15 protein-coding genes and 2 pseudogenes are annotated in these 19607 nt (G+C 70.9%); 9 read left to right on the top strand and 8 right to left on the bottom strand.

Annotated features, from left to right (window positions below):
- Nucleotides 1–29: 29 nt before the first annotated feature.
- Both ACQ614_RS33130 and ACQ614_RS33125 read right to left on the bottom strand, forming a co-directional pair.
- Nucleotides 30–1046 carry an enediyne biosynthesis protein gene (locus ACQ614_RS33130; RefSeq protein WP_431682730.1) on the bottom strand — a complete coding sequence of 339 codons (1017 nt, stop codon included), beginning with the start codon at nucleotides 1044–1046 and terminating at the stop codon, nucleotides 30–32.
- Nucleotides 1043–3025 carry an ASPIC/UnbV domain-containing protein gene (locus ACQ614_RS33125; RefSeq protein ID WP_431682728.1) on the bottom strand — a complete coding sequence of 661 codons (1983 nt, stop codon included), beginning with the start codon at nucleotides 3023–3025 and terminating at the stop codon, nucleotides 1043–1045. The genes ACQ614_RS33130 and ACQ614_RS33125 overlap by 4 nt, the downstream gene beginning before the upstream one ends.
- 277 nt (nucleotides 3026–3302) lie before the next feature.
- On the opposite strand from ACQ614_RS33125, the gene ACQ614_RS33120 reads away from it, so the two are divergent.
- The 5 genes from ACQ614_RS33120 (at nucleotide 3303) to ACQ614_RS33100 (ending at nucleotide 8902) form a co-directional block, all read left to right on the top strand.
- Nucleotides 3303–4850 carry a GMC family oxidoreductase gene (locus ACQ614_RS33120; RefSeq protein ID WP_431682726.1) on the top strand — a complete coding sequence of 516 codons (1548 nt, stop codon included), beginning with the start codon at nucleotides 3303–3305 and terminating at the stop codon, nucleotides 4848–4850.
- A 234-nt stretch (nucleotides 4851–5084) separates the two neighbouring features.
- The gene (locus ACQ614_RS33115) at nucleotides 5085–5720 is read left to right on the top strand and encodes a carboxymuconolactone decarboxylase family protein (protein WP_431682724.1); all 636 of its coding nucleotides are present in this window, start codon (nucleotides 5085–5087) and stop codon (nucleotides 5718–5720) included.
- Nucleotides 5717–6595, top strand: coding sequence for an SDR family NAD(P)-dependent oxidoreductase (locus tag ACQ614_RS33110; RefSeq protein ID WP_431682723.1), 879 nt, complete (start codon nucleotides 5717–5719; stop codon nucleotides 6593–6595). The genes ACQ614_RS33115 and ACQ614_RS33110 overlap by 4 nt, the downstream gene beginning before the upstream one ends.
- Nucleotides 6596–6805: 210 nt before the next feature.
- Nucleotides 6806–7858 carry a carboxymuconolactone decarboxylase gene (locus ACQ614_RS33105; RefSeq protein ID WP_431682721.1) on the top strand — a complete coding sequence of 351 codons (1053 nt, stop codon included), beginning with the start codon at nucleotides 6806–6808 and terminating at the stop codon, nucleotides 7856–7858.
- Between the two features lie 279 nt (nucleotides 7859–8137).
- Nucleotides 8138–8902: a helix-turn-helix transcriptional regulator gene (locus ACQ614_RS33100; RefSeq protein ID WP_431682720.1), complete on the top strand. Its 765-nt coding sequence runs from the start codon at nucleotides 8138–8140 to the stop codon at nucleotides 8900–8902.
- A gap of 106 nt (nucleotides 8903–9008) precedes the next feature.
- Here ACQ614_RS33100 and ACQ614_RS33095 read toward each other — a convergent pair whose 3' ends face one another.
- From ACQ614_RS33095 to ACQ614_RS33080, 4 genes are all read right to left on the bottom strand, one after another.
- Nucleotides 9009–9710, bottom strand: a complete 702-nt coding sequence (locus ACQ614_RS33095; protein ID WP_431682718.1) for a maleylpyruvate isomerase family mycothiol-dependent enzyme — start codon at nucleotides 9708–9710, stop codon at nucleotides 9009–9011.
- 44 nt (nucleotides 9711–9754) lie between these two features.
- Nucleotides 9755–10813 carry an NAD-dependent epimerase/dehydratase family protein gene (locus ACQ614_RS33090; RefSeq protein WP_431682717.1) on the bottom strand — a complete coding sequence of 353 codons (1059 nt, stop codon included), beginning with the start codon at nucleotides 10811–10813 and terminating at the stop codon, nucleotides 9755–9757.
- A gap of 200 nt (nucleotides 10814–11013) precedes the next feature.
- Nucleotides 11014–12324, bottom strand: coding sequence for an ABC1 kinase family protein (locus ACQ614_RS33085; RefSeq protein ID WP_431682716.1), 1311 nt, complete (start codon nucleotides 12322–12324; stop codon nucleotides 11014–11016).
- A gap of 77 nt (nucleotides 12325–12401) precedes the next feature.
- Nucleotides 12402–13199 carry a TIGR03084 family metal-binding protein gene (locus ACQ614_RS33080; RefSeq protein WP_431682715.1) on the bottom strand — a complete coding sequence of 266 codons (798 nt, stop codon included), beginning with the start codon at nucleotides 13197–13199 and terminating at the stop codon, nucleotides 12402–12404.
- Nucleotides 13200–13655: 456 nt separating this feature from the next.
- Here ACQ614_RS33080 and ACQ614_RS33075 point away from each other — a divergent pair, with 456 nt between their 5' ends.
- On the top strand, nucleotides 13656–14414 hold the full coding sequence (locus ACQ614_RS33075; protein WP_431682714.1) for a helix-turn-helix transcriptional regulator: 759 nt from the start codon (nucleotides 13656–13658) through the stop codon (nucleotides 14412–14414).
- 234 nt (nucleotides 14415–14648) lie between these two features.
- On the opposite strand, the gene ACQ614_RS33070 is transcribed toward ACQ614_RS33075, so the two are convergent.
- Nucleotides 14649–15296: a peroxiredoxin-like family protein gene (locus ACQ614_RS33070; RefSeq protein WP_431682713.1), complete on the bottom strand. Its 648-nt coding sequence runs from the start codon at nucleotides 15294–15296 to the stop codon at nucleotides 14649–14651.
- Between the two features lie 119 nt (nucleotides 15297–15415).
- Between ACQ614_RS33070 and ACQ614_RS33065 the strand changes: the two genes are divergently transcribed.
- Both ACQ614_RS33065 and ACQ614_RS33060 read left to right on the top strand, forming a co-directional pair.
- Nucleotides 15416–16009 carry a TetR/AcrR family transcriptional regulator gene (locus tag ACQ614_RS33065; RefSeq protein ID WP_431682712.1) on the top strand — a complete coding sequence of 198 codons (594 nt, stop codon included), beginning with the start codon at nucleotides 15416–15418 and terminating at the stop codon, nucleotides 16007–16009.
- An 828-nt stretch (nucleotides 16010–16837) separates the two neighbouring features.
- Nucleotides 16838–16998 (top strand): annotated as a pseudogene (locus ACQ614_RS33060) (pirin family protein); the annotation flags it as partial.
- Nucleotides 16999–17207: 209 nt separating this feature from the next.
- On the opposite strand, the gene ACQ614_RS33055 reads toward ACQ614_RS33060, so the two are convergent.
- Nucleotides 17208–18065 carry a thermonuclease family protein gene (locus ACQ614_RS33055; RefSeq protein ID WP_431682708.1) on the bottom strand — a complete coding sequence of 286 codons (858 nt, stop codon included), beginning with the start codon at nucleotides 18063–18065 and terminating at the stop codon, nucleotides 17208–17210.
- 699 nt (nucleotides 18066–18764) lie between these two features.
- On the opposite strand from ACQ614_RS33055, the pseudogene ACQ614_RS33050 reads away from it, so the two are divergent.
- Nucleotides 18765–19172: pseudogene (locus tag ACQ614_RS33050) on the top strand (SMI1/KNR4 family protein); the annotation flags it as partial.
- Nucleotides 19173–19607: the final 435 nt, after the last annotated feature.

The raw sequence follows: 19607 nt of genomic DNA, 5'->3' as shown, positions 1-19607 counted from the left end.
GTTCCCGGCCGGTCCTCGCTGACTGTCGGTCACGCCGCCACCGCCTCGTTGCCCATGGGCCGCTCGGGCGCGGCCAACTGACCGGACGGGCTTTGGACTGCCCCGCCCGCCTGCTTGCGCTTGTTCCGGAGGTGCGCCACCCACCAGCCGGCGCCGCGCAGGCCGCAGACCAGCGTGGTGGCGAAGAACAGGGTGTAGACGACGTTGAAGAGCATCAGCACGCCGTAGACCATGGCCACCGAGGAGCCGAACATGAACTGGTTGCGGCCCTTGACCGGGGTGGTGCCCGGGTCGGTGATCATGTAGTTGGTGTAGAGGACGAAGGCCACACCGCTCATCGGCCCGAGCGCGGAGAACACCGCCACGTCCCAGATCCAGTGGCGCAGCAGTGCCTGGATGACGAAGCCGCCGAGCCAGCCGACGATCAGCGGGATGCGCTTGGTCAGCATGGCGTTGATGACGGTGCCGGCGGTGGTGATGATCAGCGGTATGCCGATCCGGAAGAAGGTGTTGGCGTTCTCGGTGAACTCGTACGGCGGGGCGATGCTGATCCAGGAGCCGAACAGCACCAGCGCCATGGTGATGCCGAAGTTCGACGGGTTCATGAAGTGCCGCATCCGGCCGTACACGGGCGCCTGCAGGACGTGCTTGGCGGCGACGCCGATGAACACGGCGAGCAGGATCGGCAGCAGCCGGTCGTTCGCGTAGAGCAGCATGTTCGCCGCGAGGGCGGTGATGTGGGAGGGCAGCAGGAACTCGTACAGGCCGCGGAAGCCGTTGCCGCGGAAGCGCGGGGTGCGCTCCTGCGCCCAGGCGCTGATCATCTCGAGCACGATCTCGACGAGGTAGCCGAACGGCGCGCAGATCAGCGGCCACAACCAGGGCTGCTCGAAGCCCAGCAGGGTGTAGCCGAAGATGTTGAAGACGGACATCGAGATGGCGAAGTTGCGCAGCGCGAGGTACCGCGGGTCGCGGTTGGGCTGCTTCTTTGCGGGGCGGGGTCGGACGGCGTGGGCGGCCACGTCCGAGATGTCGGTCGCGGTCATCGGGCCGCCACCTCCTGGATGTCGTCGGTCAGCATGAGGGTGTGGCTGCCGGCGGTCAGCTGCCGGGTCTTGGTGTGCAGAGCACCGGAGGCGTCACGCCAGGTGAGGTCGGCGGTGACGGGTCCGCTCCGGTCGCCGAGGCCGAAGCGGACGTCGAAGCTGCGGAAGCCGCCGTGGCCGCCGCCGCCGTCGAGCTGGCCGATCTGCTTCTTGCCGTCGGGGGTGGTGATGGTGACGGTGGCGCCGTAGGCGGGGGTGCCGGTGGTGGCCAGGCCCTGGCCGGCGGTGGCGCCGGTGGCGGGCCGGTACAGTCGCATCGTCAGGTCGTGCCCGAGCGCCGGGGACTGGTTGGCGTAGAAGGCCGGCGGGCCCCACTGGCGGGCGATGGCGAAGTCCAGGGCGCCGCTGCCGGTGGTGTCGGCGGTGGCGATGCCGCGGGTCGGGATCGGCACGTCGAGGCCCAGCTGCTTGCTGATGTTGGCGAACTTGCCGTTGTCGGTGCGGGCGTAGAAGGCCATCACCTCGTCGCCGGCCAGGTCGTCGCCGGGGCCGACGTTCGGCCAGATCTTCGGGTTGGAGAGCAGGTCGTCGTTGGTCATGGCCATCTCCTGCAGCCACGGCCAGCGGTCGATGTGGCCCTTGACGAAGCCGTCCGCCTGCAGGATGTTCTGCTGGCCGTTGTTGAGGAAGTCGCCCATCTTGGCGTCCCAGCCCCAGCCGGTCCAGGCCACGCCGTTGTCGGCGGCCTCCTGGGTGAACGGGGCGACGCCGGCCGCGATCTTCTTCTTGGCCTCGGCCTGGTCCTTTGCCTGGTTGATCCAGAGGAAGTTGCTCTCCTCCAGGCCCCACGCGACGGTGATGTTGCTGACCATCATGTCGAAGCTGCCGTTGCCGTCCACGTCGCCGAAGTCGACGCCCATGCCCTTGAAGGAGCCCTTGCCGAGCACGAAGGACTTCGGGGTGGTCGGCGTACGCTCGCCGGTGGCCTCCTCGAAACGGATCCGGCCCGGGGTGGAAACGTTGTGCAGCAGGTGCGCGTGGCCGAAGTCGTTGGCGATGTAAACATCGGGCAGGCCGGAGCCGGTCAGGTCGGCACCAGCGATGGCCAGCGTCCAGCCGGTGGAGGCGTCGAACGGGATGGCGTCCTTCTCCTCGATGAACCGGGCGTCCGGCTCGGCCCCGGTGGTCGACGAGTGGTAGCGCAGCACGTGGTCGCCGCCGGCGTTCTTGGCGCTGGACAGCGAGTCGTTCATCTGGACGTTGCGGATGCCGTGGGGGTCGAGCACGTCTGAGTCGGGGAAGTAGTTGCCGATGATGATCGACGGGTGGCCGCTGCCGTCCAGGTCGGCGACGTATGCGGCGTCGGTGTTCCAGCGCGGGCCGTGGTAGCGGCCGTCGAGGCTCTCCGAGGCGACGACCTCGCGCGGCACGTACGCATCGGCGGACGGCGTGGCGGCGTCGGCCTTAGCCATGAACAGCACCGGGGTGCGGCCCCAGTAGGTGACCAGGAAGTCGTTGCGGCCGTCGCCGTTGAAGTCGCCGGGCGTGCAGCCGGTGGGCGCCATGGTGTCGTCCATCGGCAGCGGCTTGCCGTCGAGGACGAACGGGGTGAACCGGTCGCCGTCGCGCGCCGTCGGGGTCCAGGTGACCACCACGGAGTCGGTGCGGGTGTCCACGATGCACATGCCGTCGGCGAGGCCGTGGCCGGTGACGTCGTTGATGGCGATGCTGGCGCCGACCGAGGAGACCCAGGCGCGGATCTTCTCGTAGGCCGGGTTCACCTTGCGGATCGTGTTCATGGGCCGCGACTCGTAACCCGGCGGCATGGCGATCGGCAGTTCCTTGAATTTGTAGGCCGCTGCCGTGTCTTCACCGCCCGCGACCGCCACCGAGGAACGGATGACGAAGAACATCGAGGCGGCCACCAATACGGTGACCAACCCGGGTACGAGTCTGCGGAATCGTCGTCGGTACGACATCCCAATTCCCTCCCGTGGGCGACAGTGAATCTGCTGTAGGCCGCTGCGAACGAATTCGGCAACTGTCCGCCACCGGACCTGACACTCGAGGATGTCCCGGGTCAGCAAAGCGTGCTTCTCTGACGTTGCCAGGGTTCGAACGGCCTGTCGGGCACGGTGGGGTGCGGATTTCCGGGAGTGCACGGATGGGCAGTCTCGGAGAAGCCTCCGCACCGGTGCGCTGAGAAACTCGGCAGAGACCGGCCTCTTCGAATCCCCGTCTGGCGAGGTTTAATCCATGGTGCACACGTATGACGTGATAGTCGTCGGGTCCGGCTCGGCCGGCGCGGCCCTCGCGGCCCGGCTGAGCGAGGATCCGGGCCGTTCCGTGCTCCTCGTCGAGGCCGGTCCGGACTTTCCCGACCGGGCCGACATTCCGCACGACATCACCGACGGCAACGCGATGTCGATGAGCGCGTACGACTGGCGCTTCCGCGCCGAGATCCTGGACGGCCGGCGCATCATCTTCCCGCGCGGGAAGATCGTCGGCGGGTCCTCCGCGGTGGGCGCGACGATCGCGCTGCGCGGCGTCCCGGAGAACTTCGACCGGTGGGCGGCCGCAGGCAACCCGGCCTGGACGTACGACCAGGTGCTGCCGTACTACCGGCGGCTGGAGGACGACCTGGACTTCACCGACCAGTACCACGGAAGCGGCGGCCCGGTGCCGATCCGGCGCTTCCGGCCCGGCGAGATGACGCCCATGCAGCTCGCCTTCACCGAGGCGAGCCTGGCGGCCGGCTTCCCGGAGGCCGCCGACCACAACCATCCCGAGGCAACCGGAATCGGCCCGATCCCGTCCAACCGCCGCGACCCGCGCTTCCGCGTCTCCACCGCGATGGCCTACCTGACCGCCGAGGTGCGGGCCCGCCCCAACCTGACGGTCGTCGGGGGCGTCCTGGTGCACGAGGTGCTGTTCGACGGCGACCGGGCGGTGGGCGTGCTGGCCGCGGCCGACGGCCGGGTGCCGGAGGAATTGCGGGCGCACAAGGTGGTGCTGTCCGCCGGTGCGGTCAACTCCCCCACGCTGCTGATGCGTTCGGGGATCGGCCCGGCCGAGGACCTGACCCGCCTGGGCCTCCGGGTACGGCTCGACCGCCCCGGCGTCGGCGCCCACCTGCAGGACCACCCGCGCACCGGTGTGTTCCTGCGCCCCAAGGGCGGTGCGGTCGACGCGGATGTGCCGTTCCTGCAGTCGATCGTGCGGACCACGTCCAAGGGCTCCGCGAACTTCAACGACATGCAGTACTACATGGTCAACCACTTCGACCTGACGCTCTTCCCCGAACTGCAGATGCTGGCCCAGGCCCCGATGATCTTCGGCGTGATGGCCGTGGACCAGCAGCCGGAGTCGGTGGGCCGGCTGCGGCTGGCCTCCGTGGACCCGGCGGCCGGGCCCGACATCCAACTGGACTTCCTCTCCACCGAGCGCGACTTGGAGAAGATGGTCGAGGGTGTGCGCACCTGCTGGGAGCTGGCCAATCACCCCGGCATCGCCTCGCAGGGCGACGGGTTCATCGTGCTGAGCGACCGGCTGATCGAGAAGGACGCGATGGTCGAGCAGTACGTCAGGACCAGCCTGGACAGCGGCTACCACCCGGTCGGCACGGCCCGGATGGGGACCGCCGACGACGAGGGCGCGGTGGTGGACCAGCGGCTGCGGGTGCACGGCACGGAGGGCCTGTACGTGGCCGATGCCTCGATCATGCCGCACATCGTCAACTGCAACACCAACCTCACCTCGATCATGATCGGCGAGCGGCTGGCGGACTGGCTGCGCGCCGAGTGACCCGTCCGTTCCCAGCCCCGACGGCCGCCCCGGTGCCACGCACCGCGGCGGCCGTCGCCGTGCGGGGGCCGGGCGCATCCAGGGCAATCTGGGAGACGAGGGCCGAGCCACATTCCTGCAACCATGAGAAAAACCGCGCCGACACCCGCCGGGAAGTAATTCAGCACATTTTCACGGCGTTCGCGAAAAACCCCGCGGGACAGCGCGCACCGTCGAAAGGGAGGGCGATCACCCATGACCGATCCGAATGTGCTGAGCACGGTTCGCGTCCCGCTGGTCGAGGAGGCCGAGGCCGAGGGCCGCACGAAGGAGCTGTACGACGCGATCAAGTCGCGGATGGGCATCCCCTTCGTCCCGGACATGTTCCGGCTGGTCTCCAGCCGCCCCGACCTGCTCGAGGTGGTGATCGCCGGCTACGGCGGCGTCTTCAACGACGGGGTGCTGCCGCGCGCGACCCGCGAGATGATCTCCGCCTGGAGTTCCAAGGTCAACGGGTGCCCGTACTGCGTCGGCACGCACAACTGGTTCCTGGCCCAGTTCGGCGGCCCGCAGGAACTGACCGACGCGATCGAGAACGCCCCCTCGGTGGAGGAGCTGCCGATCGACGAGCGCACCAAGGCGCTCATGCGGCTGGTGACCAAGGTCGGCACCGGCGCGTTCCGGATCACCGACGAGGACTGGGCCGCCACCGAGGCCGCCGGCTGGAGTAACGAGGAAATGCTGGAGGCGGTCTTCACCGCCGCCCTGTTCGCCTTCATCAACCGCCTGGTGGACGGCCTGGGACTCGGCAACTCGGTGACCCGTAGCCGGATCGCCTCGCAGCCGGAGGATGCGACCGTGTCCGCGGAACGCCTGGCGGAGGGGCGGTGAGCGGGCGCTCGCGCGCGATCCTGCTGACCGGCGCCTCCTCCAGCACCGGAATGTCCTCCGGCACCGGCCGGGCCGCCGCCCTGCGGCTGCACCGGGCCGGCTGGCCGGTCTACGCCACCGCCCGGCGTCCCGAGGCGCTGGCCGATCTGGCCGACCAGGGCATCCGGGTCCTGCACCTGGACGTCAACGACGAGGAGTCGATGGCCGCCGCGGTGGAGAAGATCGGCGCAGAGCACGGGGCTGTCGGCACCCTGATCAACAACGCGGCATACAGCCTCAACGGCACGATCGGGGAGACCCCGATCGACGAGGTGCGCAGCCAGTTCGAGACGAACCTCTTCGGACTGTGCCGGCTGACCCAGTTGGTGCTGCCCGGGATGCGGGCGCAGGGCGGCGGCCGGGTGATCATGATGTCGTCCATCTTCGGCCAGTTCGCCACCCCCGGCCGCGGCTACTACCAGGCCACCAAGCACGCCCTGGAGGCCGTCGGCGACTCGCTGCGCCTCGAGGTGGCCAGGGACGGCATCAAGGTGGTGCTGATCGAGCCGTCACCGGTGCTCGGCGGGTTCGTGCCGATGTCGGTCGCCGACCTCGGCATGTCCGGACAGGAACGGACCGGCCTGTACGACGAGTTCTGGCAGTACTTCGTCGACTGGCACGGCGCCTACCGGGAGACCGAGCACCCCACCGGCCGCGGCCGGATGGCGGTGCGGGCGGACACCGTGGCAAAGGTGATAGAGAAGGCCGTCACCAGCGACCGTCCGCGGATCCGCTACCGGATCGGCGTGCCGTCCCGGCTGCTGCCGCGGATGCGCTGGACCATCGGCGACGCGATGTTCGAGCGCTTCGTCCGGGCGTTCTTCCCGGTCCCCTAGCCCCTGTGGCACGGGCGCCGCCGCCGCGCTCTCCCCCCGTCCGGGGGGAGAGCGCAAGAAAGAAGAAGGACCAGCCTGCTCCGAATGTCACGATCGGGTGAAGCACCGACGGAAGACGTCGACGAGCCGAGGGGAGGACTCGCGGATGCCTGCGGGTGACGAGGGGCGGCTATACCGAGGCGGCCCGGGAACCGTGTCCGGAGCAGGCTCGTGAGCGGCGGACGGCGGCTCGTCCAGGCACCGCTCAGGGGGCTGTCCCTGGTCCAGGTCCGGCACGTCGGAACCGTGTCGTTCGGCGAGGCAGCGGGCGACACGGCCCGGATCTACCGGGAGTTGGAACGGGACTTCGGGGTGCTGGCCCCGCCGGTGGCGCTGCACGCCCCGGTGCCGGAGCTGCTCGCCGCGTGCTGGGTGACCCTCCGCGAGACGATGCTGGCCGAGGGACTTGCCACGCGGACGGCCAAGGAGGCGGTGGCGGCCGCCGTATCGGCGGGCAACCAGTGCCCGTTCTGCGCCACGATGCACGGCACCATGCGCGACTCGCTGTCCCTACGGCCGGTCCCGCAGCGCCGGTCCGGTCGGCGCGGGCCGGCCGCCGGGGAGCCGGGAGCCGAGGAGTTGACCGCGTGGATCGCCACCGGGGGCGGGCTGCCGTTCCCGCCGCAGCTGCTGCCGGAACTCGCAGGAACGGCGCTGTGCCTGCAGTACCTCAACCGCATGGTCAACATTTTCCTGGGCCCGCACCCGCTGCCGCCGAACTCCCCGGGCCAGGCGCTCGGGCCTGTGCTCCGGGTGCTGATCGGCCTGATGCGCGGGTCCGTCCGGGCGACGACCGCACCCGGCACGTCGCTGTCGTTGCTGCCGGCGGCACCGCTGCCGCCGGACCTGGACTGGGCGGCGGCCGATCCGCGGATCGCCGACGCCCTGGCCCGCAGCACGGCGGCCGTCGACCGGGTCGGCACCGAACTGGTGCCCGCCCGGGTCCGCGAGCTGGTGGCCGCCGAAACGGCCCGCTGGGACGGCACCGACCCCGGTCTGGGCCGGTCCTGGCTGGACGCCCTGCTGGACGAGCTGCCGCCGGGCGAACGCCCGGCGGGTGAACTCGCCCTGCTCACCGCGCTGGCCTCCTACCGGGTCGACGAGCGGGTCGTCGCCGCCGTCCGGCAGGCCGGCGCGGACGACCGGGAAATCCTGGCGGTCAGCTCCTGGGCGAGCCTGCAGGCAGCCCGGCGGCGCGTTCTACACCTCTTGTCCGGCAGCTGAATTCCGGCGTCCGTCCCGCCCTGCCGGAATCGATCGGCGCGATCCTTTCACCGTCGCAGGGCGGGATCCGGCGCATTTCCCTGCGCAGGTTCGACCGTGCGCGGGGCGACAACGGTTCCATCGATGTCCGCACACCCCACTTCGCCTCCGAAAAACGATGCGATCGCATTCGGGTGAGGCCTGTCGGAGCCACCGGCAGCTTCCGGAGGATTGCCCTCAATTCATCGACGAACTTGGAGAGACGCTGTGCAGATCGCTGTTGAACGCGCGATAACGACGATGTGGAACAGATACGAGGAACCGCTCTCCCTCGACGAGATCGCAAACACGGCGATCCTCAGCAAGTTCTACTTCTCCCGGGTGTTCCGAAATCTCACCGGAACGTCGCCCGGACGATTCCTCTCCGCCGTCCGCCTGCACCAGGCGAAGACCATGCTGCTGGAGACCGACCTCAGTGTCACCGAGATCTCCTACCGCGTCGGGTACAACAGCCTGGGGACCTTCACCAGCCGCTTCACCCGCAGCGTCAGCCTCTCGCCCGCACGCTACCGGGCCCTCGCCAGGGCCGGCCTGACGGAGCGGGACCGGCAGCCCGGTACCGGCGCGGCGCACTCCGACAGCGGCCGCCGCACCTGCACGGTGCACGGCAGCATCCGCTCGCCGGAGACCGGCCGTCCCGTGCGGATCTACATCGGCGCGTTCCGCGAACCCATCGTGCAGGGCCGCCCCGTCGCCTGCGAGATCCTGGACGGGCCCGGTCCGTTCACGCTGCGTGTCCCCGAGGGTCTCTGGTTCATCCGGGCGGCGGTGGTCGCCGCCAGCGACTTCCCGGCCCCGCCCTGGGAGCGACGGCCGTTGCTGGTCGCCTCGGGCCCGGAGCTCAGCGTGCGCCACGGCCACGACAACGCACCGGTCCGACTGGCCGCCCGCCCGCTCACCGCGCTCGACCTCCCGATCCTGCTGGCCCTGCCGGAGCTCGACTCCCCGCAGCGGCCCGTCCCCGACGCCCTCTCGGTGCGCGTGCCCTCCCTGACCGGGACGTGAGGGGCCGCACCACGGTGAACGGGCGGGACCGCTGATGCAGCGATCCCGCCCGTTCACCGTGTTCGTGCTCTCCGCGCGACTCCCGGTGCGCGGCCACCGACCGCGCTCAGCGCCCGACGAGCGCCTCCACCTCGACCGCGGGGGGCGCGAACGGGCCCCAGGAGAACGCCTCCGCCCATCGCCCGGCCGACTCCCCGGACCACTCGAGGCCCTGGATCTGCGGCCGGGTGCGACGGCCGGTGAGCGACCGGAACACGTCCACCGCCGCCCCGCGCACCGTGGCCAGGGGCGTGCCCTCACCCACCACCCAGGCCCTCCCGGGGATCTCGATCCGCAGCGCCGGCAGGCCGGCGCCGTGCACCGCCAGGCCGAAACCCATGGTGGACAGGTCCAGCGCACCGTCGAACGCGGGGTGAGCGGTCGGCTCGGCGGGAGCGTCCAGCCCGTACCGAAGGTCGAGCTCGTGCGAGAACACGTCGAGCAGCAGGATCCGCCTGCGCAGCTCCGGGCTGCGGCCCAGAGCCTCGGACAGCGCGCCGTCCAGCCGCTCCCAGCGGTCGAGCAGCTCGGTCACCGGGACGCCGGCCAGCGGGTCCAGGTCGATCTGGCTGTCCTCCAGGGCGACGAACGACTCACCGATGTGCACCAGGTGCCCGACCAGGTCCCGCACGCTCCAGTCCGGGCAGGCGGGCACGCCGACCGTGGCCGGGTCCGGCAGCGCGGCCACCAGGGCGGCTATCGCCTCCCTGCTGCACCGGTAGACCGCGTGCTGCTCGGCCGGGTCGTGCTGGGTCTGCGCCGCTGTCACGGTCGTCTCCTCGGGTTCCGGGGCGCCGCCACGCGGCCGCGCCGTCATGGTGCGGTCCGTCCACCCGCGGCGCCTGCCTGACGCCGGGTCAGCAGTCCCTCGCGGTAGAGCCAGTGAGCGGTTTCGGCCATCGTCTGCTCGATCGGCCGCGGCGCCGGGCCGCCGGCCGCGGTGTCCGCCGCGACGGGCACGGCATGGACGCAGGTGTAGGCCGCGCCGTATTCGGCCGGGATGTGCCAGGGCCACCAGCGCTGCAGGACGTCGACCAGCCGGGCCGCCGGGAGCATGGCCCGGCCGGGCAGCCGGGCGGCGGGCAGGGCGCGGCCGGTGGCCGCGCGCAGGGCGGCCAGGTAGTCGGCCGTGCTGACGAAGCGGTTGGGGGTGAAGATCCGGGCCGGGGTGTCCGGCGCCGCCCCGGTGGCGAGAGCGGCCAGGACGGTGGCGGTGTCCCGGACGTCGCCGAGCGGGAAGCCGCCCGTCGGCCAGAGTGGCATGAGACCCCGCAACGCGTCGCGCAGGCGGCCGGTCTGGTCGCCGATCCCGGGGTCGTGCGGGCCGAGCAGGGCGGGCGGGTAGGCGATCCGGACGGGGGCGCCCTCCTGCTGGAGCAGCCGGGCGACCTGTTCGCCGGCCGCCTTGCTGGCCAAGTACGGCTCCGTCGGCCGCCCCACGGCGCTGTCGGCGTGCAGTTCGGGATCGGCGCTGGGGATCAGCGCGCCGACGGTCGAGACGTGCACCACCGCTCGGGCGCCGGAGCGGACAGCGGCCCGCAGAACCGTCTCGGTGCCCAGCACGTTGGTGCGGGCGATGGCTGCGCGGCGCCTGCGGTCGAAGGAGTACACCGACCCCAGGTGGACCACCGCGTCGGCACCCTCGCACACCCGGCTCGCCGCGGCCGCGTCGGTGACGTCTCCGACGACCGTTCGCACAGCGTCCGGGTCGACCCCGAGCGGGCCGAGCGCGGGCGCCACCCGCGCCGGGTCGCGGACCAGCAGTCGTACCCGCGCCCCGGCGGCCGCGAGGGCGGCGACGGTGTGCGAGCCGAGGAATCCGGTGCCGCCGGTCACGGCGACCAGCCCCGCGGGCCGTATGACGGCGTTCATGGCCGGCCCGGCGCGGGCCGGCCGCCGACGCCCTCCGGGCGGCCGCCGCGGATCGCCGGCCCGGTCCGCGGGAGGGCGGGAGCCGTGACCGGAAGGGACGGGTGGGGGGCGGAGCGGCCGGTGGGTGCGACCTCGGACATCGGGGACTCCTCTGCTGCCGAACCGGCGTGACGGGGCGGTGCGGTGCGGGTGGGTTCTGGTCAGCCGACGAGCTCGCCGGGACCAGGGCCGGTGCGGCGTTCGGCGTCCACCTCGACGTCCTTGGCGAAGGAGGCCATGAGTACCGGGACGGCCTCGGCCTGGAAGTCGACCTCGGAGTCGAACTCCTTGATCATTCCCTCCAGCACCAGCAGCGACAGCAGCGGAAAGGCGAACTCGGCCGCGGCGAACACCCCGAAGTCCCGCTGGAGTTCGAACAGCTTCGGCGCGAACACACCGAGCTCGAAGTCCTTGGAAAGCGCTCCGAAGGCCTCGTCCACCAGGTCCGTCACGGCGGCCCGGAAGCCCTCGCGGTCGAGGTCCTCGGGCAGGCGCGCGGCGCTGTCCAGGACGATGTCGGCGCACTTCGGGCCGTTGCCCTGCGCCATGTGGAGGAAGAAGCCGGCGAAGGAGCGGCGGACGGCGTCGGGCAGCCGCACCACGAATCCGGCGTCGAGGACCACCACCCGGCCCTCGCCGTCCAGGCAGAGGTTGCCGGGGTGCAGGTCGCAGTGGACCAGCCCGTCGACGAAGAGCATCCGGTAGACGGCCCTGAGCACGTCGCGGACCACCGCCTGGCGGCGCTCCAGGGTCATGCCCAGCGGCCGGAAGCGGCCGATGCCGGGGATGAACTCCATGGTGAGCACCTTCGGCCCGCACAGACCGTCGACCGGGGCCGGGATCCGCAGGTCGGTGTGGCCGGCGAGGTTGGCGCGCAGCAGGAGCAGGGAGTCCCGCTCGGCGGTGAAGTCGAGCTGGTGCAGCACGGCGCCGCCGAGCTGGCCGATCATCTCCTCGGCGGGCAGGTCCCGCATGCTCGGCATCACCCGCCCGGCCCGGGCGCCGGCCAGGGCCAGCCTCAGGTCGGCCTCCAGCACCGGGCGGATGCCGTGCCGCTGCACCTTGACGGCGACCTCGGTGCCGTCGGCGAGTCGGGCGCGATGGACGCTGGCGATGCTTCCGCAGGCCACCGGTTCCCACTCGAACTCGGCGAAGGCGTCGGCGAGTCCGGCCTCGACGAGGGTCCGGGCCACTGCGGTGCGGCGGGGCGGGCGCACTTCGTCGGCCAGTCCTGCGAGCGCGTCGCACCAGCGTTCGGGAACGAGGTCGCGGCGGGTGCTGACCAGTTGCCCGGCCTTGACGAAGAACGGGCCGAGCGCGGTCAGCAGCCTCGGCGCCCGGTCCGCCAGCCGGGCCCGGCCGCCGCGGGTCACCAACTGCGGCAGGGCTGCGACCAGATGTCCGGCGAGGATCGACGCGACGGTGCAGGCCCGCCCGGTCAGCACCCACCAACTCGTCCGTTGTTCCGGCACGGCACGCCTCCAGGTCCCTTGTGGCGGTCGGGCCGAATCGACCCGAGAGCGAGGAAACCAGCCGCCGACGGGCCGATCTATATGCGATATTGCCCAATGCGGGCGCGGCCCCCGCCGGGCGGCCCGAGGTAGGTCTGGGCGATGCCCAGCCAGTGCTCTGCCGCCGAGCCGGCGGCGCTCAGCCCGAGGTCGTCGCGGTTCCTGCGCCGGGTGACGAGCAGGCAGAAGTCCGCAGCCGGGCCGGAGATCCGGTGCTCGGCATCCTCGGGACCGAAGTTCCAGCGGACGCCGGACGGGGCCGTCAGCTCGAACCGGAACGGCTCGGCGGGCGGCTCCAGGCCGCGGGCCCGGTAGGCCAGGTCCCGGGTCCTGGTGCCGAGGAACGCGATGTGCCCGATGCGGTCGGTGAAGGCGTACGGAACGCCCAGGGCCTCGCGGATGTCCTGGCCGTGCGCGAACAGCTCCATCAGCGCGACCGCGGCGAGCACGCTGGCCGGCAGTGGGCCGGCCAGCCAGGGCACCGGTTCGCTCCGGGGCGCGGCGGCGAGTCCCTTCACTGCGACGGCTCGCCGGTCGGCCCAGCGGTGCAACAGGTCAGGAACGGGCTCGGCAAGTCCTTCGGCGAGAAGGGCGGCCATGCCGGTCTCGAAGTCCTCCCGAACGGGCGCGGTCTCGGCCTCGAAGGCGACCGGGTCGTCCACCCCGAGGCCGATCAGGTGGCTGACCAGCGCCAGGTGCGCCACCTGGTGCCGGACCGTCCAGCCGACGGCCGGGGTCGGCGCGGACCACTGCTCGGGGGACAGGTCCGCCACCAGGCGGGCGAGTTCGGCCCCTTCCGTCGCCAGGTCGGTGCAGACGTCCTGCATTGCGGTCATGCGGGCATCCCCTTCCCTCTTTGTGAACGCTCAATCCGATCCGGCATCGATTTTCGCGCCGCGGCCGCGCGAACGCTTCTCCGTCCGTGCCTCCCGTATCCGGCACCGGACATTCAGGGAGGTATGGGTCGCGGCCGCCGACAGGCTGAATTTCGACGATCGGCGCACACCGCAATCCAGAAGGTGCGATAGTCACCCCCCAGCAAAACGATGTGTCTGCACTCAAACCTGCCGGGGCGCCTCCCGGCCGACACCGACGACATCGGGAGCATCGCGCCAGATGAGGGAGCCACCGGACTGTTGATCCTTCGCGGCGGGCCATCCCTCGGATCGCGCCCAGCCCCCGGCCGCAGCAGGGAAGAGCGGTCCCGCCGCCGCGCAAAGAATTCGAGTGGAATCACCGATCCCAGACACCACACGCCACATACCGACGAGCACAGGTAGGGGATTTTTCGGATGTCTATTTCGGCGGCAATAGAGCGCAGCATCGACACCATGTGGCAGGACCACGCGAATCCGATTTCGCTCGAACAGCTGGCCCGAATCGCTTCCTACAGTAAATTCCACTACTCCCGGATGTTCAATCAGCTGACCGGCACGTCACCCGGCCGATTCCTCACCGCGATCCGGATCTTCATGGCCAAGAGACACCTGCTGGAAACTGCGGACAGCGTCACCGACATCACCTACCGGGTGGGTTACAACAGCCTGGGGACCTTCACCAGTCGCTTCACCCGCAGCGTCGGCGTCTCGCCGACCCGCTACCGCTCGCTGGCCCTGGGCGACGAACTGCCGCCCCTCACCCTGCGGGCCGCCCGGACCGGCCACGGCTTGTCCTCCGTCACGGGACAGCTCTACTTCCCCTCCGACATCGGCCCGGTCCGGGTCTACGTGGGCGCGTTCAACACCCCGATCGTGGAGGGCTACCCACAGGCCTGCGACATCCTGGACGAGGCCCGCCCGTTCCGCCTCGCCGTCCCCGACGGCCTGTGGTTCATCCGGGCTGCCGCAGTGGCGATGAACGACGTCTCCCCCAGATTCCAGATCCGCCCGCCCAGGCTCGTCGGCTCGGGCTGGGCGGTCCGGGCGCGGGGCGGCCGTGTCTACAGGGCCGACGTCCAACTCCGCGAGGTGACCCAGCTCGACCTGCCGATCCTGCTGGCCCTCCCGGAACTGGACGGCGCCAGACGCCTGGCGAAGGCGGCGGCCCAGTAGAAATCCCCTGGAAACCGGCGAATACATCGACTATTCACCTGCCGGCAGCCTCCCGCCCCCGGGCACGACCGGAATCCTCCCACCCCGATTTCGGCGCGCCCGGAATACCACGGCGCGCGACCTGTCGACCAGTCCGCCGATCGTCCCGCGCGCCCGGCCGGGTTTCCCGGCCGGGCACACGAAGCCGTAGATCGTGGACGACGCGCCCGGGCACGGGCGCCCACGCGTCTCCCGTCAGCGCAGCCGGTCGAGCGCGGCCAGGATGTCGGCCGGCTCGGCGCGGGTGGTGTAGTCCGTATCGACGAAGGCCCAGCGGATCGTGCCCGCGCGGTCGATGACGTAGGTTGCCGGGACGGGCAGGGTGCGCGGGTGACCCGCGTTGAAACGGTCCAGATCGATCCCCGAGGCGGCATAGACGGCCGCGAGGTCGTCCGGCAGGTCGAAGGCGAGGCCGTACTGCTTGGCGGTGTCGCAGCCGAGGTCGCTCAGCACGTCGAAGGCCAGCTCGTTCTTCTCGGCGAACGACAGCGATGCGTCCGGGAGTTGGGGCGAGACGGCGACGAGGCGGGCTCCGCGGGCCGCAATGGCGCCGTGGTGCTGCTGCAGGGAACGCAAGGCGATGTTGCAGTAGGGGCACCAGGCCCCGCGATAGAAGGCCAGCACCACCGGGCCGTCCGCGAGCAGCTCGGCCAGGCCGACGCCGCGGCCGGTGGCCGAGGGCAGGGTGAAGGACGGTGCCTTCGCGCCGACGGTCAGCGCCCGGGCCGCCTGGCCGGAATCGGACAACTCCCGGGCCGCCCGCTGCATCACGGCGCGGACTTCCTCGGGGATCTGCCGTCGGCGGCTGTCGAAGAACGCACGCAACTCGGTGTTGACGCCCATGGGTCTCCTCCCGCAGCAATCTTGGAATGCTCGTTCCAACATAGTGCCAGCAGCGCTCCCGCGGTCAAGGACGGATCCGGATATCTTGGAATCATCGGTTCAAGACGGGACGGTGGGGCATGGCGGACGTCAAGCACTTCGATCCGGACGCGACGCTGGACACGGTGATGCGGCTGTTCTGGCGGCAGGGCTTGGCCACCACAGGCATCCAGGATGTCGTCAACGCCACCGGGCTCAACCGCTCCAGCCTGTACGCAACGTTCGGCGGCAAGCAGGAGCTCTACCGCGCGGCCCTCGAACGCTACGTCCAGGAGCGGTCGCGCCCCCTTCTCGGCCAGCTGGAGGAGGACAACAGCGGCCTGCCGGCCGTTGGCGAGTTCTTCGCCAGGCTGATCAAAACCCGCTGCGCCGGCGAGTTCGCCCAGTGGGGCTGCATGGTCTCCAACGCCCACGCAGGAAGCGAGAACGGCGACCCCGTGGTGCGCTCGGTCCTCGACCGGCAGCACCAGCGCCTGCGGACCGCCCTGCACGCCGCCCTCACGTCGGCACAGCGGCAGCACCAACTCGCCGAGGGGGCCGATCCCGACTCCGCCGCCGACATCCTGGCCCTTCTGGCGCACGGGGTGAACCTTCGCTCCCGCGCCGGAGCGGACGCCCGGCAGTTGCAGGCCACCGTCACGGCGGCGATCACGTCGGTGGCCCGCCCCGCCTGACCGCCCCGCGCCCCAGCCACCCTGAACCGACCGGCTTCGACACCGGCCTCCAGCACGGCAGCCTGCCGGGCCGTCAGCTCCCCCAAGGCCGCCAACCACCAGGACGGCCGCGCCCACTGCTCCGTCCCGCTCGGCGAACAGCACTTCGTCGTCGACACACTCGACAAGCTCCAGTGGTCCAACGACTGGGGGCCTCCACCGCCGCCGTCATCGCCCATGACGGCTCCGACAGCTGATACGACCACAAGTTCATCGAGCCCGTGCACGACTCCAAGGACGCCACCGGCGACGGCCTCGGCGGCACCGGCCAGTACGGCAAGGGCAACTCGGTGACGGAAGCGGCTCGGCGCTCGCCTCCACCGGCAGCAACACCGCACCGATCGCCGCCACCGCAGGCGGTCTGCGGCAGTCTGCGCCGACGCGCTCTTCACCGTCCGCCGAAAGGCGCCGTCACGCCTGACGGAAGCAGGGGACGGCAGCGCCTCGGGCGGCCCACTCCAGCCAAGCCCCCTGGCCGGTCGCACGCCGGACCCCGGCGCGCCCGTAACCTGCCCGGCGACCGTCCGAATCTCGCTGCACGTCACCGTTGAGCGTCCGGTCCCGTTTGACGGATCGGGCGTCCGCACCGCCCTCTCCACCCCCTGCGCACCGGAGATGACGGTGCGGCAACGGCGTCACTCCGGGCGCGCCCGGCGCCGTCGACGATCCGCGGTTCACTCCGCAGCCACCTGCGCCGCGATCACGCGGCGCCCGCTTCCACAGGAAGATTTGCTGACTCCGGATGGTCGACCGAGCCCCTGACCCGGGACGAACCGTCACATACGTGATATGTGGCGGAACTTCATCGGCCGCACCGGCGAGGAGATCGCCCAGGCACGAACCGGCTGGGAGACCGGCACCCGCTTCGGCGAGGTGCACGGCTGCGACGGTGCCCGGCTGCATGCCCCCAGCTGCCCGCGACCCACCTGAAGCCGCGTGGTCGAGTGCGCCGACCGGCGGAAACGCGACGAACACCGCAGCCGGCGGAGCGGAGATCGTCGATCCCTCCGAACCCGGGACCCCGGCTCGTTCGAGGACGGCGCCGGGGATCTCGGTTCGGAGCAAGTCCAGCAGTACCCGGCCGTCACAGTCCGGCTGCGGCCCTTGCTCTTCGATGCCCCGTCAAGTCGGTGACGCCGGTGCCGGTCGGGGCTCCTGCTCAGCTCTCGGCAAAGACGGTGTCCTCGGGTTGCGCGGTCATCCGGACGGCTGCGCCGTTGATGATCTGGACCAAGGGCGCAAGGCTCAGCTGCTTCGTCCTCGTCGACAGAACCTCGACGTTGTCCTCCTTGCCCGCCAGGTAGGCGGGGAAGCAGGTCAGCGACTGCTCGACCAGGTTGAAGTGGTCGACCAACCGCCGGAACAGCTTCGGGAGGATGACCACCTCGGTGAGGGAGGGCATCCCGGTGATCGGCGCTCCGCCCGGGGTCGTGGTGGCGTCGAGCGGCCACAGACCCAGGCCGGCCTCGCGCGCCTGGCGGGTGACGGCGGCCAGCTCCTCCCGGAGGTTGCGGAACAGCTTGTCGTAGAAGCCGGGGTAGACCAGGCCTGTTTTGAGCAAGTGGTGGTTGACGGTGGTCTGCAGCAGCGGGACGTCCACCTGCACCTCGGTACCGTCGGCGCCGGGAGGGGCGCCGGTGCCGAGCAGGGCGACGCAGCGCTTGAACGGGTCCCCGCCCTGGGTGAGGACCCACGCGGGGGTCTGTGGCGGGTTGGCCGAGACGACCTTCTGTCCGCTGCGCTGGACGTCGCTGAACCCGAGGAAGGTCAGGAGTTCCTGCGCGGCCCTGTCGCCGAACTCGGCAGGCTGGCGGATCCTCGGCCCGGTCCGGTCGTAGTGGGTCTCCAGGGCGTCGATGCCTTCGAGCCTGAGCCTGGCGGTGCCGTTCTTGACCTCGACCGGGGCGTCCTTGAGCTTGTCGAAGGCCAGCGGGTTGGTGGGGACAAAGTGGATGGTGTCGCCGTCCGGCTCGGTACCGATGATCCGGCACTCGCCGAGGACAAGCAGCATGGACATGGCATCCCCTTGAATGGGAGGGCGGGCGCCACATGCGTGCTCCATCGGCGTCCGCCGGTTCGTGCGGTGAAATTCACCGCGAGTGTTCACTTCGTCACGGGATGACGAAGGCGTCGCCACTGTACGTTCGCATCCGACCGACCTCAATGACCGCCGCGCCGTCAGCGGATCGTCCAGCATGCTCTCCAGCGCGTCCAAATCGGCCCGAGTGATCTTCGGCGGCCGACCGCTGCGGGGTGCGTCCGCCAGCGCCGACAGCCCCCGGCGTCTTACCGGCGAAGTGCTCCCCGCACCGTGGCAGGGTGCACCGTCACGATGCCCGCGATCTCAGTCGCCGTCCGCCCTTGGCCGGCCAGCCGGACGCACTCGGCCCTCATCCGCGTGTGCGGCGCCAGATCCCGGCGCCGCAGCAGTTCCTCCACGCCACTCTTCTGACCCGGCGTAAGCTCAAGTACCAGTCTCGGCAAGGCAGCCCCTCCCACCAGCCGAGATGCCCTCAGCACAGCCGACTTACGCAAGACCGCTCAGGGCCTGTCCGGCCGATCATGCGAATGCTCCGTGTCCGTGGTGTTGATGTGGACACGGAGCAGGGTGGCCTGGGTGATGTCGGGTGGGAACGGGTCCGGCCCGTTCTGCCTGTCGTCAACAGTCGTCGTGACAGCTGGTGGGACTGTCATGGCGCGCGCCTAGGGTGCCGACATGACCACGCTCACCGTCGAACAGTCCTGGGCCCGCATCGAGACCTGGCTCGCACAGCACGCTGCTGTGAGCCACGGGCTGCTCCGGCCGCCGGCCCTCCCGGAGGACATCGCAGCGGCCGAACTCCGTCTCGGCGTGAGGTTCCCGCAGGACCTTAAGGACTCGCTGCTGCGCCACGACGGCGTACAGCTCCAGGACGGAACACCGACGTTGTCGTACTACGGACCGCTGTCCGGCATCAAGGACATCGTCCGGAGCACCGAGTTCCTGCGGAACGTCGGCGCGGACCTCGCCGAGAACGAAGCCGATCTCGACGAGGAGGAACGCGACCAGTACGCGTACTGGCCGCACGAACGGCTGCTGATCACCCTGGGCATCGGATGGCAGTCCTCCGACGGGCTCTTCCTGGTCACCCGCCCCGGCCCGCACCACGGACGTGTCGGCCGGTACTTCGATGAGGACAGCCCTTCCTTCACCCCTTGGCCGGGACTGCGGCACGTCCTCGCCGACTTCGCCACGGCTTTGGAGAACGGCACGCCCTTCAACGGGCGGACGCCCCTCGCCCATGAGAACCGGCTCATCTGGGACAGCGGCGGGACGGTCGTCCCTGACCCGATCTCCGCCATCGGCCTCGCCGCCCGGGCCGCCGAGCCGCTGGTCCCGCCGGCGGCCGAGCCGGTCCCGCCCGCCCCGCAGGCCGATGTGTCGTACGCCGTCCTCACCTTCGGGTCGGCGGCCTCGCCCGCGCCACCCGTGCAGCCGGACGTCGTGTTCGTGGCCGGCGTCGCGCCCCGGGAACTGCTGAATAGGCTGGGCGCCGTGCCGGCGACCGCCGGGCCGCGC

Source organism: Kitasatospora dryopteridis, from assembly GCF_050749075.1.
Taxonomy (GTDB): Bacteria; Actinomycetota; Actinomycetes; order Streptomycetales; family Streptomycetaceae; genus Kitasatospora.
The sequence above is the reverse complement of the archived record's forward strand: the minus strand, read 5'-3'. Positions and strand labels throughout refer to the sequence as shown.